Source organism: Allobosea sp. P4_E12 (genome assembly GCF_056401655.1).
In genome coordinates this window covers 1-15796 of the sequence record NZ_JBFUIY010000061.1, presented here as the reverse complement: position 1 = coordinate 15796, position 15796 = coordinate 1, and the positions used below count along the sequence as shown (strand labels likewise).

The following is a 15796-nucleotide window of genomic DNA, read 5'->3' as shown; positions in this document are numbered from 1 at the left end:
CGGATGTCGTCGAGGGTCGCTCGACTAAGGCGATCCTCGGTTTCTACCGCGCCGAATGGCTTGTGATGGTCGTAACGTCGGTCGCGCTGGCGTCTTGGGTTGCGATTTGAGCACTGTGATGGGGATCGACGCCGTGGTGGCCGGCCGGCTTGTCAGCACGCCGCAGCCCGGCTTTGCCCTGCACCAGCTGACCTAGGGCGGCGGCGCCGAGGGGAGGGCGACGCAGAACGCGACGGCCTCCCCTTTGATGACCCGGACCCGGCGGGTGGAACTGAGCCTCGCATTCAATCTGAGGCGTCACTCGGCGCGAAGATTCTCGGCTGACGCTTTGCCCGACCGCCTGTCTGGCACGAGCTGAAGGCATCCTGGCGCGCCGTAGCGATGAGCCTGCATGCCATGGCTTGCAGATCAACTTCGCCACGCAACGACAAGCGGACCGACATTCTTGGCAGAAATCGTCCCAGTCCCCTGGCGCAATTCAGTCGGACGAGAGAACGATGCCTCTCGTCCCAATTTACGCGCGGGATGCGGACGGCGATGCGAGCTTCAAATGTCCCTGCGAGGTTGGGAATACCGTTTGGCTCAGCGTGTCATGCCCCAGCGGCGTACGGTCACCCGTTCGAGCGTGGCGAAGACAACATTCTCGACCAGAAGACCGATCAGGATGACCATGACGAGGCCCGCGAAGACGCGGTCGGTATAGAGCTCGTTGCGGTTCTGGAAGATGTACCAGCCAAGGCCGCCGCGGCCGGAGGCTGCGCCGAAGACGAGTTCGGCGGCAATCAGGGTACGCCAGGCGAAGGCCCAGCCGATCTTGAGGCCGGAGAGGATCGCAGGCAGCGCTGCGGGGATCAGGATCTGCAGCACATAGGCCGGGCCTTTCAGCCCATAGTTTCGCCCCGCCATGCGGAGCGTTTCCGGCACGGCCTGGAAGCCGGCGAAGGTGTTGAGCGCCAGCGGCCAGAGCACCGAATGGATCAGCACGAAGATCAGGCTGCCGGAGCCCAGCCCGAACCAAAGCAGGGCGAGCGGCAGCAGCGCGATCGCCGGCAGCGGATTGAACATCGCCGTCAGTGTCGAGAGCAGGTCGCGCCCGAACTGGGTTGAGACCGCCAGCGTCGTCAGCAGGAAGGCAAGCGCGATGCCGGCGAGATATCCTTGCGCCAGGACGGTCAGCGAGATCCGCACCCGCTCCAGCAGTTCTCTGCTCGCAAGCCCTTCGGCGAGAGCCTTCATGGTGGCGAGGAAGCTGGGGAGGAGGAGGTCGTTGTCCTGCCAGCGCGCCAGCCCTTCCCAGGCGAGCGCAAGCAACGCGATGATCACCGCCTTGCGCAACCAGCCCTGCTGCCAAAGCCGCGCCGCCAGCGGCAGGGCGCGCTCGAGCGGTGTCTCGACGAAGGGGGCGAGGGTCCGGTCGTATTCCGGGCGGATCGGCGGGGAGACGTGCTGGTTCATCGCGGCTGGCCCCCCACTGCCGCCGCTTTCGGATCGGTCTCGAACAGGCGCTGATGCAGCCCCTGGACCGTGGCCTGGAAGGCCCCGCTGCCCACGCTGGAGAGATCGAATTCGTGGCTGTTGACCTCGGCGCGCACCCGGCCGGGATGGGGCGAGAGCAGCGCGACGCGGTTGCCGACGACCAGCGCCTCCTCGATCGAATGGGTGACGAAGAGCAGGGTGAAGCGCACCTCGTTCCAGAACGCCAGCAGCTCCTCCTGCATCTTGCGGCGCGTCAGCGCGTCGAGCGCGGCGAAAGGTTCGTCCATCAGTAGCACCCTGGGCTGCATGGCGAGCGCGCGCGCAATGGCGACGCGCTGCTTCATGCCGCCGGAGAGCTGGTGCGGATAGCTGTCGGCGAACTGCGAGAGCCCGACCTTGTCGATGTAGTGGCGTGCGCGCTCTTGCGCCTCCCGCCGGCCGACCGCGCCCGAAGCGCGCAGCGGGAAGACGACGTTCTGCGCGACCGTCTTCCAGGGCGGGAGCTGGTCGAACTCCTGAAAGACGACGATGCGGTCGGGCCCCGGCTCCTGCACCGGCACGCCGCCCAGGGTGATCTCGCCCTCGGTCGGCCGGATGAAGCCCGCCACGGCCTTCAGCAAGGTCGACTTGCCGCAGCCGGACGGACCGAGCAGCGCGAAACGGTCGCCCCCGTAGACGTCGAAATCGACGCGATGCGTGGCCCGCACGACGCGTTCCGGCGTGTGGTATTCCAGCGTCACGCCGGCGACCTGCAGCAGCGGCGCGGGCAGGGGCGTCTGGGCCACCTGCCGGCCCGACGCCTGGGCCGCGACCTGATTGCGGACGGACTGTTCCTCCAGCCCGGTTGCAGCCCGGTCGTCGCGGTTGGCCACCAGCGTCATCGTGCCCCGCCGGCTCAGCTGCCGGCCGTCGTGATGCGCGGATCGGCGAAGAAATAGTCGCCGAGCACCTTGGGCTCGACCTTGATCGCGCCGACGAGATGCAGGAACTGACCGAGGCCGAGCGTGTTTTGCGGTTCGACCTTGAAGGTCACTTCGGGGCTCTTGATCACCTTGAGCAGCAAGTTGCGGTCGGTCTTGGCGCCCGTGGCCTTGAGATAGATATCGGCAGCCTGTTCCGGGTTCGCGACGATGAATTTCGCGGCCTCGTCCAGCGCATCGAGGAATGCCTTATGGGTCTTGGGGCTGTCCTTGTAGAATTTCTCGGTGCCGTAGAGCACGGTCGAGGAGGCAGGGCCGCCCTGGACGTCATAGGAGTTCAGGACGATGCGCGCCTTCGGGTTATCGGCCAGTTCCTGTTCCTGGAAGGGCGGGTTTCCGAAATGCCCGGTGATCTCGGTGCCGCCCTTGATGATCGCGGCGGCCGCCTCGGGATGCGGCAGGGTCACGCTGATCGTGTCGAGCTTCGCGAATTCCTTGTCGCCCCAAAGCTTGGCGGAGGCCCATTGCAGGATGCGCGCCTGCACGGAGACGCCGACCGCCGGCAAGGCGATGCGGTCCTTCTCGGTGAAGTCGGCGATCGTCTTCACGTTCGGATTGTTGGTGACGAGGTAATAGGGAAAATTGCCGAGCGAGGCGATGCCCTTGACGTTCTGTTTGCCATGGGTGCGGTCCCAGAGCGTGAACAATGGGCCGACGCCGGCGCTGGCGATTTCGATATTGCCCGAGAGCAGCGCGTCGTTGACGGCCGCGCCGCCGGAGAGCTGGACATAGTCGACCTTGATGTCGATGCCGGCTGCCTTGCCGTGCTTCTCGATCAGCTTCTGATCCTCGGCGACGTTCAGGAGCAGATAGACGACACCGAATTGCTTGGCGATGCGCAGCTGGCCTTCAGCGGCCCTGGCCGGCCCTGCGGCTGCGAGGCCCAAGAGACCAAGGAGGGCTATCGCCCGCCGGCGCCAGAGCAGGGTGACTGGCTTCATGGTTCGCTCCCGATGCATCCGAATTGGTCGGCGCCGAATGGCCCGTACGATGATCCGGAATCTGACGACGTGGATGAGGCGCGTCAATGAGAATGTTCTTTTTATAGAACGATCCGAACGAGGATGTTCACCCCCATTCACCGCGTTCAGGAGATAAACTCTGTGTCGCGTGGAAAAGATCAGGCCGGGTTCTACATTTTTCCGGGCCGGCGGGCGGAGGCAGTCTGGTTGTTCTCCAAGGTTTGTTCTCTTTAAAAAACGCTTCTCTTGACCCATCGGTTGTTGGGCCCGCATGCTTTTGGCGTGGCGAGAGAGCCGCGGGACCAGGCGAATGCGGGCCAATCCCGCCCCGACCTGCCCTCGAGTGGCGATGCGAAGCGAGGTTTCAATGTCCAAGCCTGAGCGCCGACTAACGCTGAACCTTTTCATCTATCCCGGCGGGCATCATGAGGCGGCCTGGCGCTACAAGGAGTCTGAGCCGCGTCGGGTGCTCGACATCAGCTATTATCAAGAGCTGGCACGCCGCGCTGAAGCCGCCAAGTTCGATGCGATCTTCTTTGCCGACGGCCCCTCGCTGCCGGAGAACGTCCGCTACTCCTCACGCATACGCTTCGAGCCGGTGACCTGGCTCACCGCAATCGCGGCGGCAACGAGCAGGATCGGACTGATCGGCACAGCCTCGACCACCTACAACGAACCCTACAATCTTGCTCGGCTGTTCGCCTCGCTCGACCACATCAGCGGCGGGCGGGCGGGCTGGAATATCGTCACCACCAGCGATGCCAGCGCGGCCCAGAATTTCGGCTTGCCGGAGCATCCGCCACACGGTGACCGCTACGAGAAAGCGCGCGAGTTCCTCGAGGTCGTCACCAAACTCTGGGACAGCTGGGAGGATGAGGCGCTCGTCGTCGACCCCGAAAGCGGCGTCTTTGCCGATGCCGACAAGGTCCACCGCATCGACCATGCCGGCAAGCACTATCGGGTGCGCGGGCCTCTCAACGTCTCGCGCTCGCCGCAGGGCCGACCGGTCTATGTCCAGGCGGGCTCGTCAGAGGATGGCCGGTCCTTCGCTGCGCAGCACGCCGAGGCGATCTTCACCGCCCACCAGAACCTGGCAAGCGCGCAGGCCTTTTACGCGGACATCAAGAAGCGGGCCGTCGCGCTCGGCCGCCGGCCTGAGCAGATCCGCGTCCTGCCCGGCATCAGCCCGTTCATAGGCTCGACGCAGGCCGAGGCCGACAAGCTGGAGGAGGAAATCAACGATCTGATCCAGCCGGCCGCGTCGCTGGAGCAACTCAAGCGCATGCTCGGCGTCGATCTGAGCGGCTTTGATCTCGACGGTCCGTTCCCACGCCATGTGATCGATACCAGCGGCCCCAAAGGCGTTGCCAGCCGCTTCCAACTTGTGGTGGATATCGTCGATCGCGAGAAACCGACCATTCGCCAGCTCATCAAGCGTCTTGCCGGAGCGCGCGGCCATTGGGTCCTCGCCGGCACGCCGGAGCGCATCGCAAACGAGATCCAGGCCTGGTTCGAGACTGGCGCAGCCGATGGTTTCAACGTCATGCCGCCCTGGCTGACCGGCGGCTTCGACGTTTTCGTCGCCGAGGTCGTGCCCATCCTTCGCAAGCGCGGCCTGTTCCGCGAGGAGTATTCCGGCACGACGCTGCGTGACCATTACGGCCTGCCTCGGCCCGAAAGCGGTTATGCCGCGGCCAGGCGCAAGAGCGCCTGAGCCCGCCTGGGCCAGCTGCATTTTCCCAAACGTGCAACGCAGCAACGCCGCGAGGCGGAGCCGCCTGATGCGTCGCGCACACGTCCTGAGGACATCCGATGAAATTATCGCACGGCCTGCCATCGATCTTCCGGAATTTGCTTGCGGCAGCCCTGGTGCTGGCTGGTCCCGCCAGCGCTGGCCCGCTGGCGGAGACCGCGCCGCTTCCCGGCAGCATTGCGCCGGGGACGAAACTGGTGATCGGCGACCCGCAGACGCGCGTGGCACTCACGCTTTCGGGGGAGTTCGCGAAACTGCCGTTCAAGGTTGAGTGGGCCAATATTTCCGGCGGGCCGCAGACGATCGAGGCCTTTCGCGCAAAGGCCCTCGATATCGGCTCGGTGGCGGACATCCCACCGATTCACGCCCAGTGGACCGGCCTTGACGTGAAGATCGTCGCGGCGAAGTTCCGGTTCGATCCGATCGGCCATCCCATCTACGTCATCGCCACGGCGCCGGGCTCGGGCATCGCGAAGCTGGAAGACCTGAAGGGCAGGAAGATCGCCTTCAGCCCGGGCCAGGCGCAGGGGGCGCTGGTGCTGCGGTTGCTGAAGAAGCTGAAGCTCAGCCATGGCGATGTCCAGCTTGTCGAGTTGCCCAGCGTCGGCGATGCCTATGTGAACGCGTTGGCGAGCAAGCTTGTCGACGCGGCCCCGATCGCGGAAGCCAACAAACAGCGCTTCGTCCAGAACTATGCCAGGGACGGCGCCAAAGCCCTGCCGCACGGTCTGCGCGACGACCCTTCCTATCTCTACGTGGCGAAATCCTCGCTGGAGGATCCGGACAAGGCCGCCGCCATCCGCGCCTATGTCCAAGCCTGGGGCCGGGCTGTGAAGTGGATCGAGACCCATCCTGAGGAATGGATCACGGGCTATTACGTCAAGGACCAGGGCCTGAAACCGGAGGCCGGACGTTTCCTCGTCGAGTCCAACGGCAGCCCGGATTTGCCGCTCGACTGGAGCGGCGCGATCGAACGCCAACAGGAGACGATCGATCTGCTCGCCGAAGAGCTGAAGAAGCCCGTGTTGAAGGCGCGATCGCTGTTCGACCGACGCTTCGAGACGGTCGCTGGCGCGGCCTATCAGGGAGAGTGAGCCATGGCGGATCTCTCGTTCCCGAATGCGCGCCGCGCCACCGGCCGGGTGCGGCCCGGCTGGCTGCGACTCGGCGCGGCCGAGCCCATCTCAGCGACCGACACGAACGGCGCGTCGCGCCGGCGCCGTCGCAAGCTTGGACCCGGCCCGACCGTTCCCTATGGCGCGGCCATCGGACCGGCGCTTCTGCTCCTCCTGTGGAGCCTCGGCTCGGCCACCGGCACGATCGACGATCGCATCCTGTCGGCTCCCTGGACCGTGGCGATCACCGGTTGGGAGCTGGTCCAGGACGGCCGCCTGCAGGAAAACCTGTGGACCTCGTTCGTCCGCTCGTTCTGGGGGCTGTTCTGGGGCATCGTCGCCGGCGCCTCGCTCGGCGTCATCGCCGGCCTGAGCCGGATCGGCGAATATCTCGTCGATGGCCCGATCCAGATCAAGCGCGCCATTCCGGCACTGGCGCTGATCCCGTTGCTGATGCTGTGGTTCGGCATTGGCGAGGGCATGAAGATCCTGACGATCGCGCTGATCACCTTCGCGCCGATCTATATCCAGACCCATGACGGCCTGCGCTCCACCGATGCCCGCTTCATCGAGCTGGCCGAGACGCTCGACCTCAGCAACGCGCAGTTCATGCGCCATGTCGTGCTGCCGGCGGCGCTGCCTGGCTTCCTGCTCGGCCTGCGCTTCGGCGTCACCTATTCCTGGCTGGCGCTGGTCGTCGTCGAGCAGGTCAATGCCGCCAGTGGGCTTGGGTACATGATCAACCTGGCCCGGACCTATGGCCAGACCGAGGTCATCATCCTCTGTCTTGCCGTCTATGCTGCGCTCGGGCTGAGCTCGGACTGGCTTGTACGCTTCGTCACCCGAAAGGCTCTGCCATGGCGCAAGATTCTCGCGGACTGAATCCCGATCCGGTCGTGCGCGTGCGCGGCCTGACCCGGCACTATGGCGAACGGACGATCCTCGACGGCGTCGACCTTGATATCGGGCGTGGCGAGTTCGTCGCACTACTCGGCCGCTCCGGCTCCGGCAAGAGCACTTTTTTGCGCGCGCTCGCCGGGCTCGATCATGGCGTCCCGGGCTCGGGCCGGTTCGAAGCCCCGAATGCGGTCTCGGTCGTGTTCCAGGATGCTAGGCTGCTGCCCTGGAAGAAGGTCGTCGACAATGTCTCCCTCGGCTTGAAGGGCGGCACAGTCGACGAGCGGGCGTTGCTCGCGCTCGGTGAGGTGGAACTGACGGCGCGTGCCGCTGCCTGGCCGATGCAATTGTCCGGGGGCGAACAACAGCGGGCTGCGCTCGCTCGCTCGCTGGTGCGCGAGCCCGAACTCCTCCTGCTCGATGAGCCGTTCGGCGCGCTCGATGCCCTGACCAGGCTGCGGATGCAGGCGCTCCTGCTCGACCTCTGTGCCCGACACCGACCCGCGGTTCTGTTGGTGACCCATGATGTCGATGAGGCGATCCACCTGGCGCAGCGCGTGCTCGTTCTCGATCAGGGCCAATTCATCGTCGATCTGACGATCGATCTGCCCTCCGACCCGGCCCAGCGCGAACTCCGCTTCGCCGCAGTACGTGCGCAGCTGCTGACCAGCCTCGGTGTCACCGAGAAGGAATTGCGTCGCGTCGCCTGAAGTGCATCGGCCTTCGCCGTTACGTCGATGGCGGTGACGCGGACCTCTGGTCCGGTGACGGGCATAGTTTCAGGGTAGCACCTGTGCAGGTGGGCTGGCTGGGGCGCAACCTTCGGGAGTTTGGGCACCGCATCGAGCAGGCGGCGAGTGTAGGCGTGCTTCGGAGCTCCGAAGATGTCCTCCACCGACCCGGCTTCCACGACCTCGCCATCCTTCATGACGGCGATGTGGTTGCTGACATGCTGGATGACGCCCAGATCATGCGAGATGACAACATCGCCAGGCCGAGCCGGTCCTGGAGGGCGATCAGCAGATCGAGAACCTGCGCCTTCGTCGTGACGTCGAGGGCGAAAACCGGCTCGCACGGAGGGCCTGGGCAATGGCGACGTGTTGCCGCTGGCCGCCGGAGAGCTTCGCCGGCCGCCGTTGAAGAATAGTCGGAGGAAGACTGACGAGCTGGAGCAGTTCCAGAACGCGCGACGCGCGCGCGACCCTTGCTGAGATCTCCGCGCAGGCGCAGGGGCTGGTCGATGATCCGTCCGACGGTTAGCGAGGATCGAAGGAACTGAGCGGGGCCTGCCGCAAAGGACGCCGCGCCCGCTCCGGCAGCGCACTCCAGGGCTGACCACGAAACAGCACCTCGCCCTCGTCCGGACGCCGCAGGGCCAGCGCCACCTTGCCGAGTCTCGTCTTTCCCGACTCCGATTCACCGACCACGCCCAAGGTTTCGCCTGTATGGACGGTCAGAGAAACGCCGGCCACCGCGGTGAACACCGTCCCGTCCCGACGCCGCCCGAACCGGACCGAGACATCGCGCATCTCGAAGATCGGCTCTCGTTCTGTGTGGGCATCCATCGCCCGGCTCGGCCGCAAGCCCGGCGATGACAGCCAGCGGTCACGCGTCGCTGCGCTCGGCACAGCGGCCGGCAGGCGTTGCGTATAGGCGTGGCGGGGACTGCCGAGAACCTGCCAGGCGGGCCCCGTCTCGATCAGTTCACCGTTCTGCATGACGGCGATCCGGTGGGCGAGCTGAGCAGCCACCGCCAAATCATGGGTGATCAGCAGGATGCCGTGGCCCGCTCCGGCAAGAGCGCTGAAAACGGCGAGGATCTACTGCTGCACCGTGAGGTCGAGCGCAGTCGTCGGCTCGTCGGCGATGAGAAGGCGAGGGCGGCCGGCGAGCGACCCGACCGCAATGCCTGCCCATGGCGGGGATAAGCATGAGCATGGCGGGAACCGACAAGTCCTGCACAGCGAGCCAGTGCTACCGCGGGGAGCCCCAACCCGGCCATCGGAGCAAGCCATGAAACGGACTACCGCACTTCTGGCTATTGCTCTCGCAGTCTTCGCGGCCCCAGCCGCACGCGCGGACGAGACCAACAAGATCGTGGAGGGCGTCATGAACCTGATCCTCTACGACAAGATGTGCGCGCCGCTAGTCGGCCACCACAGGCGGCAGGCTGAATTGGCGGCCAAGGTCGTGATCAAGGAGGTCCCGCGCAACATGCTCAACGCGACGGCGGATCGGGTGATGACTGCCCACAAGACAGCCGGCACTGCCCGGTACTGCGTAGCGATGAAGGCCAAGATGAGGGCCGCCGAACACCTTCTGCGCTGACCCTTCGCTGCGGGCGCGACCCGCAGCCCGAAGCGCCAAACGCCTTCAACGTGGAGCAAGCACGATGAAATTGATCCCCTTACTGCTGGCGGCGGCCCTCGCGGGGAACGTGGCTTCCCCTGCGGCCGCGAACGATCAGTGGGCAGTGCGGGGCATCGCGCTTGTCTCGGCCTATCACGACAAGTGCGCATTACTGCCCACCGAAGTTCTCGCGATGGCGGAGCGGCAGATCCGAACCATCCCGCGAAGCATGATGGAGGCTGCGCGAGACGGGGTGCTGGCCGAGCGGGCTGCGACCGCATTGCGCTGAAGAAATAAGCCGATCCACATTCTTCGTGCGCCAGTATCAGCCTCGCTCGCTGGTACCCACGGCGACGGGCAAATTATCATGCCGCTTCGGAGCGGCCCTCCAGCAGCCCGAGAAGGTTCATCATCTCATCGGTCATCGGGGATCTCTCGGGTCAGGGTTGGCGTTCGCAAACCAAACCTAACCGGCAATCGCCGATGACCACCTCAGCTACACCACTACGCGGGACACGACCGCCCGCGCGGCAAGGCGGCGCTTCCTCGCCCCGGTTCTGGGCTCGCTTGCGCTCAGGGTCGCAGGGGCCGGGTATCGTTACCTCCCTCGCTGGGCATGGCGTTGTCACGGCTAATCGGCTGCGATGGGCGCGCTGCCGACAGGCATCGGAGCAGAACTTGGCTAGGAGCCACGTCGTGAGGCCGACTTGATACCAGCCATCGTTGCGTTGAACGATCAGATCGAGAATGATCGGCGGCGGCTCGGTCACGCGATGCGCCACAACGACTGGAAGCCGACGCAAGCCAAGGTCGGTTTCTATGCCCGTCACCAGTGCCGCGACAAAGGATGCTTGCCGGGACCGACTTGATACACGTCAACACACCTGCCCTTGTCGGGATCAACTTGCAGGCGACGAATCTCACAGAGACGGTGACGGAGCGAACGCATGGTCAATCAGCGAATTCGAGAGTTCATTGTGTCCACTTTCGGGACGGTCTGTTTACTCATCGTCGTCATACCGACAGTCCTTGTCTTGGCGGCCGCCCTGACGCGAGGTCCCTTTTTCGCGGGCATCATCATAGCGGGCCTAGTATTCGTGGTGTCAGCATTTCTGGCCGGTGGAGCGCTTAGAGACCGTTTGAGAATGGGTTGAGGCGCTTGCGGCGGCATGATTCAAGCTTGGGATGTGGACCCGAGCGAACCGTGGCCGGATGGCTGGATTTGAGAAACGCGCGAAGCGCTGCCCTACTGATCTGACGGATGAGGAGTGGCTCTTCATCCGTCCGTTCCTGCCGTCGATCGCGAAGCGCGGACGCAAGCCGACGACGGACCTTCGCGAGGTGCTCGACGCGCTGCGCTATCTTGCCCGAACCGGTGGCGGCTGGCGGATGCTGCCGAACGATTTCCCCCCTGGCAGACGGTCTATTGGTGGTTCCGGCGGTTCGTTCGCCGCCTGCTGTTCAAGACGATCCATGATGTCGCGCTGATGCTCGATCGCGAGCGCGAGAGCCGGGAGCAGTCACCGACCGCAGCCGTCGTCGACAGCCAGTCGATCAAGGCGCCGGCAGCAGAAAAGCGCGGGTTCGACGCCGGTAAGAAGATCGTCGGACGCAAACGCCACATCGCCGTCGATACCGATGGCAGGCTGCTCATGGTCAACCTGACCACCGCCGACATCTCCGACAGCGCCGGCGCCCAGCACATCGTTGCCGCCATCCGCAAGCGCTGGCCCTGGCTCAAGCATTTGTTCGCCGACGGCGCCTATGATCGCACCCGCCTCCTGGACGCCGCCGCCTATCGCGACTTCGTCATCGAGATCGTCCGTCGCACCGACAAGCAGCCCGGCTTCAAGGTGCTGCCGAGGCGATGGGTCGTCGAGCGCACCTTCGGCTGGATGACCCGTTGGAAGCGCCTCGTCCGAGACTATGAACAGCGCCTCGACGTCTCCGAAGCCATGATCCACGTCGCCCTGGGAAGCCTCATGCTGCGGCGCATCGTCCATCCTTGAGCATTCTCAAACAGATGGGGTGATTGGGGTCTCAACCGGCGGGTGGCTGCTCCGTTCGGGATGTTGGAACGTGGTCCGCGTTGAGTGGCCACAAGCATCGGGAAGGAGCAGCCATGATTTATTATGCCGGACTGGACGTGTCGCTGGAAGAGACTGCGATCTGCGTGGTTGATGGAACCGGGCGGATCGTGAAGGAGGCGCGTGCGGCCAGCGAGCCTGCGGCTTTGATCGTCGCGCTGAATGAGCTCGACCTGCCTCTGGAGCGCATCGGGCTGGAAGCGTGCTCTCTGACGGCGTGGCTTCACGATAGCCTGCGCGCGGCCGGCTTGCCGGCGCTCTGCATCGAGACGCGCCAGGCCAACGCCGCGATGAAGACAATGCCGAACAAGATGGTGTGTCCCGGCTGGAGGCGCGAATTTGTCGCGCGGCGACCTAAGTCGCGATGCCAGTGGAGGAAGTCACCATGTTCTACTGCGGACTGGACGTTTCGCTGCGGGAAACTGCGGTGTGCATCGTAGATGCCGAGGGCAAGGTCGTGAAGGAAGCGAAGGTTGCGTCCGACCCCGAGGTCATCGCCCGCACATTGAGCGACAGCGGTTATTCTTGCGAGAAGGTTGGTCTGGAATCAGGCTCGACTGCGGCCTGGCTGCAAGCTGGCCTGACGAAGCTTGAGATACCGGCGATTTGCATCGACGCCCGTCACGCGGCGGCGATGCTGCAAGCTGGGCTTCGCAACAAGTCGGATCGTAGCGATGCGCGAGGCATCGCGCAGCTGATGCGTATGAACGCCTATCGTCCGGTCTGGGTGAAATCCGAGCGTTCGCAGCGGCTCAACGCTCTGTTCACCGCACGCAACACTCTCCAGGACCAACTCGTCAGGATCGAGAACGTGGTGCGGGGACTTTTACGTTGCGATGGGATCAGCCTGCCACTCGGCCGTCGCCATTTCGAAGCCGAGGTGCGCACGCGGGTCGGTGACCACGAGGAGATCATGGCGACGATCGAACCTTTGCTCGCAGCCCGAGCTGAGTTGCTCAGGCAGCGGACCGTCTTCGATCGGCGCATCATCACGTTGGCGCGACGGGACGATGTCTGCAAGCTGCTGATGACCATGCCAGGCGTCGGCGCTCACATTGCGCTGTCGTTCAGGGCTGGCATTGATGAGCCCACCCGCTTTCGCCGGTCCCGCGATGTTGGAGCGCATTTCGGACTCACGCCACGGCGATATAGCTCTGGCGAGATTGATCTGTCGGGTCGGATCAGCAAGATGGGCGATCAACACGTCCGGCACATGCTCTATGTCGCCGCCCAGATTACATTGAGGCGCGACCAGGGGCTCTGGTCCTCCATGAAGGCGTGGGCAATGAACGTGGCCAGGACACGCGGTCTCGCGAAGGCGCGAATAGCTCTGGCCCGCCGTATCGCAGTCACTTTGCACAAGATGTGGCTAACAGGCGAGCCGTTCTATTGGAGGAAAGCGGAAATCACCTCAGCCTGAGCTTTTACAGCATCCGCCTCGGCGGACGTCCCCGGCAAGGGACGGGTGAGGGTGAGAGCGACCGTCCGTTTGGTGCGCCGTCGGCCGACCAGGGAACGCCGCAAATAAGATAGCTCCGCCCCCGCTCAGATGAACACCATCCTGTGCCGGCCTCGCGCCGAGCCCGAAGAGAAGACTGTTCCGATGCCGGTCCGACAATGCTGTGCGCGGATAATGCGATGGAGACTGACCATGCGTTAAACCATCCCTTGACGAACGCCGGGACAGAGAAGACCGACCGCAACGACGCCCGGGCTCTGGCGCAGATCATGCGGACGGGCTGGTTCCGGCAGGTTCACGTCAAGAGCCGGCAGTGCCGGCTGTGGCGCTCGCTTTTGGCGGCGCGCCGCACTGTCCTGAATGAGATGCGCGCGATCGAGAACGTAGTGCGGGCGATCCTGCGGGAGGCCGGCCTCAAGCTCGGTACGCCGGGCCGCCCGACCTTCGCCGTCCGAGTGCGCGAACTGACGCAGGGCGATCCCTGCGTGATGCAACTCGTCGATCCGCTTTTGGCGGTGCTGGCTACCATGTTGACCTCGCTCGCCGGCTTGACGAAGCAAGTCCTGGATCTCGTCCGCAAGGAGGAGGTCTGCCGGCGGCTGATGAGCGTTCCAGGCGTCGGCCCGATCACGGCGCTCGCCTTCCGGGCCACGATCGATCGGCCCGATCGGTTCAGGCGCTCGCGGGACGTAGGCGCCCATCTCGGACTGACGCCGGCGCGCTACCAGTCCGGCGAGACCGACATCCAGGGCAGGATCAGCCGTTGCGGCGACGAACTCGCGCGCACAGCGCTCTATGAGGCGGCTCATACGCTGCTGGTGCGCAGCAAAAAGTGGTCGGGCCTGAGGGCCTGGGGGATCAAGATCGCCAAGCATCGCGGCATGGCCCGCGCCCGCGTCGCGGTCGCTCGCAAGCTCGCCGTGATCCTCCACCGCATGTGGAGCGATGGCGTAGCGTTCCGATGGGGCAAGGATCCCGCGAATGGCGCCACGGTCGCAGCATGACACCGTCACGGCGAAGTAGGAGGGCAAAACATCACGCATAAACCCGAAAGGGTGAACCGGATCGTTCCCGTGCTGAGGCGATCTCGTTGAGAGTCCAGAACCTGCCGCACAAACCGCAAGGTCGTGAAACAGATTGAGACGCCTCGCCCTTCTGACCCCATCATGCGGCGGCCAAGCGCCGACCGCGAAGAGAAGCGTGTGACCCACGGGGCGGCACGAGCCGGAGAAACCACAACGAGCAGCTTGACCTCAACCCCCCCAATCAGAGAGGACTCTTACGCTGGTAAGCATCGCTGAGAATACAAGTGAAACCGTTCGGATGCTTAAACAAGTTGATGCTGAACTTCACTCAATATCGAATAACGTTGAACATATCGAAAGAGCCGGGCGAGATAGTCGCAATGAGGCTGCTGTCAATGCTGCGGCGACATCGCCACCCTTGTAGTCCGCGAGTATCCCTTCATTTGCCGCGCCATGTTATCAAACGGTTGAGAATTCGCCTCGCCGAGCATGTCCCGGCTATGGCACTCGTCAGCCGTCAGCAGCTCTTGAATAAGACGCACGATATCGAGAACGCTATGCGTGGTTCGCTGAAGGTGTTTGGGCTTAGGATCGGGATCGTCACGCGGAGCGCCTTCGAGGTCCGCGTCCTGGAGCTCGTCGCGGATCATCCAATCCTGCTCGCGATCACCGAGCCGATGCTGCGCGTTCGTCGAGCGATGATCGAGGCTTTCGAGGTGCTGGACCGTATGTGCCGGCAATTGGCGCGACGCGATCCTGTTTGCCGCCGGCTGATGACCATACCTGGCGTCGGAGTGGTCGTGGCGCTGACCTATCGCACGGGCGTCGACGCCCCCGAACGTTTCTCGCGATCGAGAGATGTCGGCGCGCATTTCGGCCTGACGCCGAGACGCTACAGCTCCGGACAGACCGACTTCGATGGTCGCATTAGCCGCTGCGGCGACGAGATGGTCCGCACCGCATTGTACCAGGCAGCCCACGTCCTCTTCCACCACGGTCCCTGGTCCTCTCTGAGGTCTTGGGCCATGCGGCTGGCGAAGCGCGGCAGCGTGAAGGTCGCGAAGGTTGCTCTCGCACGCCGGCTCGCGGTCATTACGCACCGCATGTGGACCGATGGCACTGAGTTCCGTTGGTCAGCGACGCCCGGATCGGTCGCCGCTTAGCCGCGTCGCGGGAGCTCCATTTAGCGATCGACTTGCATAGTTCCGTCGCCGCGGCGGAAAAGAGCGCCCGGGAGGGTGCGAGGGTCGGACGAGCACGCATCGCTGGTTGCGATGGCACGGCATTCGCCGGTCTAATCGCGAGGCAGAGCTAGGCCGTTCGATCCTTCTCAACCCATCCTGTCCGCCGACGCAGCCAGCGTGGAGCACGCAAAGAAGCCTGAACTCGTCCGGGCGCTCCCGATCCGCAGCGGCACGCAAAACGGAGTTGACACATGCCCGCGAGGTTCAGGTGGACCTCGTCGCACAACCGACGTTCTGAACGGGATGCCGAAGCAGTAGCCGACGATCAGCATCCGGATCATCAGCTCGGGATCGATCGAGGGCCGGCCTGTGTCGCTGTAGTAGGGACGTAGATGCGCACGGATGCCGGACAGATCGACGAAGCGGTCGATCGAGCGCAGCAGGTGGTTGGCCGGGACATGCCGCTCAAGGCTGAACTCGTAGAACAGTGCCTCCTGCGCAACCGTCCG

The 15796-nt window shown here is 64.5% G+C and carries 12 protein-coding genes and 5 pseudogenes; 11 read left to right on the top strand and 6 right to left on the bottom strand.

What is annotated here, in order from left to right; genetic code table 11:
* Positions 1 to 582: 582 nt before the first annotated feature.
* The 3 genes from AC1DW9_RS34515 to AC1DW9_RS34505 are packed head-to-tail and all read right to left on the bottom strand — an operon-like array spanning position 583 to position 3397.
* Positions 583 to 1455, bottom strand: coding sequence for an ABC transporter permease (locus AC1DW9_RS34515; protein WP_441508784.1), 873 nt, complete (start codon positions 1453 to 1455; stop codon positions 583 to 585).
* Positions 1452 to 2357, bottom strand: coding sequence for an ABC transporter ATP-binding protein (locus AC1DW9_RS34510; protein WP_476777256.1), 906 nt, complete (start codon positions 2355 to 2357; stop codon positions 1452 to 1454). The genes AC1DW9_RS34515 and AC1DW9_RS34510 overlap by 4 nt, the downstream gene beginning before the upstream one ends.
* 14 nt (positions 2358 to 2371) lie before the next feature.
* A complete protein-coding gene (locus AC1DW9_RS34505) occupies positions 2372 to 3397 on the bottom strand; it encodes an ABC transporter substrate-binding protein (protein ID WP_476777257.1) in 1026 nt (341 codons plus the stop codon).
* 388 nt (positions 3398 to 3785) lie between these two features.
* On the opposite strand from AC1DW9_RS34505, the gene AC1DW9_RS34500 reads away from it, so the two are divergent.
* From AC1DW9_RS34500 to AC1DW9_RS34485, 4 genes are all read left to right on the top strand, one after another.
* Positions 3786 to 5132, top strand: coding sequence for an LLM class flavin-dependent oxidoreductase (locus tag AC1DW9_RS34500; protein WP_441508787.1), 1347 nt, complete (start codon positions 3786 to 3788; stop codon positions 5130 to 5132).
* 98 nt (positions 5133 to 5230) lie between these two features.
* A complete protein-coding gene (locus AC1DW9_RS34495; RefSeq protein ID WP_476777258.1) occupies positions 5231 to 6265 on the top strand; it encodes an ABC transporter substrate-binding protein in 1035 nt (344 codons plus the stop codon).
* Positions 6266 to 6268: 3 nt separating this feature from the next.
* Positions 6269 to 7168, top strand: a complete 900-nt coding sequence (locus AC1DW9_RS34490) for an ABC transporter permease (RefSeq protein ID WP_441508789.1) — start codon at positions 6269 to 6271, stop codon at positions 7166 to 7168.
* Positions 7144 to 7893 carry an ABC transporter ATP-binding protein gene (locus AC1DW9_RS34485; protein ID WP_441508790.1) on the top strand — a complete coding sequence of 250 codons (750 nt, stop codon included), beginning with the start codon at positions 7144 to 7146 and terminating at the stop codon, positions 7891 to 7893. Before AC1DW9_RS34490 ends, AC1DW9_RS34485 begins: the two co-directional genes overlap by 25 nt.
* Positions 7894 to 8045: 152 nt before the next feature.
* On the opposite strand, the pseudogene AC1DW9_RS34480 reads toward AC1DW9_RS34485, so the two are convergent.
* Positions 8046 to 8111: pseudogene (locus AC1DW9_RS34480) on the bottom strand (hypothetical protein); the annotation flags it as partial.
* 88 nt (positions 8112 to 8199) lie between these two features.
* A pseudogene (locus AC1DW9_RS34475) lies at positions 8200 to 8748 on the bottom strand (ATP-binding cassette domain-containing protein).
* Between the two features lie 448 nt (positions 8749 to 9196).
* Here AC1DW9_RS34475 and AC1DW9_RS34470 point away from each other — a divergent pair.
* The 7 genes and pseudogenes from AC1DW9_RS34470 (at position 9197) to AC1DW9_RS34440 (ending at position 15266) form a co-directional block, all read left to right on the top strand.
* Entirely contained in the window at positions 9197 to 9511 is a 315-nt protein-coding gene (locus AC1DW9_RS34470) for a hypothetical protein (RefSeq protein ID WP_441508791.1), read from the top strand.
* A 64-nt stretch (positions 9512 to 9575) separates the two neighbouring features.
* Entirely contained in the window at positions 9576 to 9821 is a 246-nt protein-coding gene (locus tag AC1DW9_RS34465; protein ID WP_441508792.1) for a hypothetical protein, read from the top strand.
* Between the two features lie 896 nt (positions 9822 to 10717).
* A pseudogene (locus tag AC1DW9_RS34460) lies at positions 10718 to 11541 on the top strand (IS5 family transposase).
* 113 nt (positions 11542 to 11654) lie between these two features.
* Positions 11655 to 11930 (top strand): annotated as a pseudogene (locus AC1DW9_RS34455) (IS110 family transposase); the annotation flags it as partial.
* A gap of 74 nt (positions 11931 to 12004) precedes the next feature.
* On the top strand, positions 12005 to 13039 hold the full coding sequence (locus tag AC1DW9_RS34450; RefSeq protein WP_476777259.1) for an IS110 family RNA-guided transposase: 1035 nt from the start codon (positions 12005 to 12007) through the stop codon (positions 13037 to 13039).
* A gap of 197 nt (positions 13040 to 13236) precedes the next feature.
* Positions 13237 to 14082 (top strand): IS110 family RNA-guided transposase, encoded by an 846-nt coding sequence (locus AC1DW9_RS34445; protein WP_476855332.1) that lies wholly within the window; start codon positions 13237 to 13239, stop codon positions 14080 to 14082.
* 335 nt (positions 14083 to 14417) lie between these two features.
* Positions 14418 to 15266, top strand: a complete 849-nt coding sequence (locus AC1DW9_RS34440) for an IS110 family RNA-guided transposase (protein WP_441508794.1) — start codon at positions 14418 to 14420, stop codon at positions 15264 to 15266.
* 241 nt (positions 15267 to 15507) lie between these two features.
* On the opposite strand, the pseudogene AC1DW9_RS34435 reads toward AC1DW9_RS34440, so the two are convergent.
* A pseudogene (locus AC1DW9_RS34435) lies at positions 15508 to 15796 on the bottom strand (transposase); the annotation flags it as partial.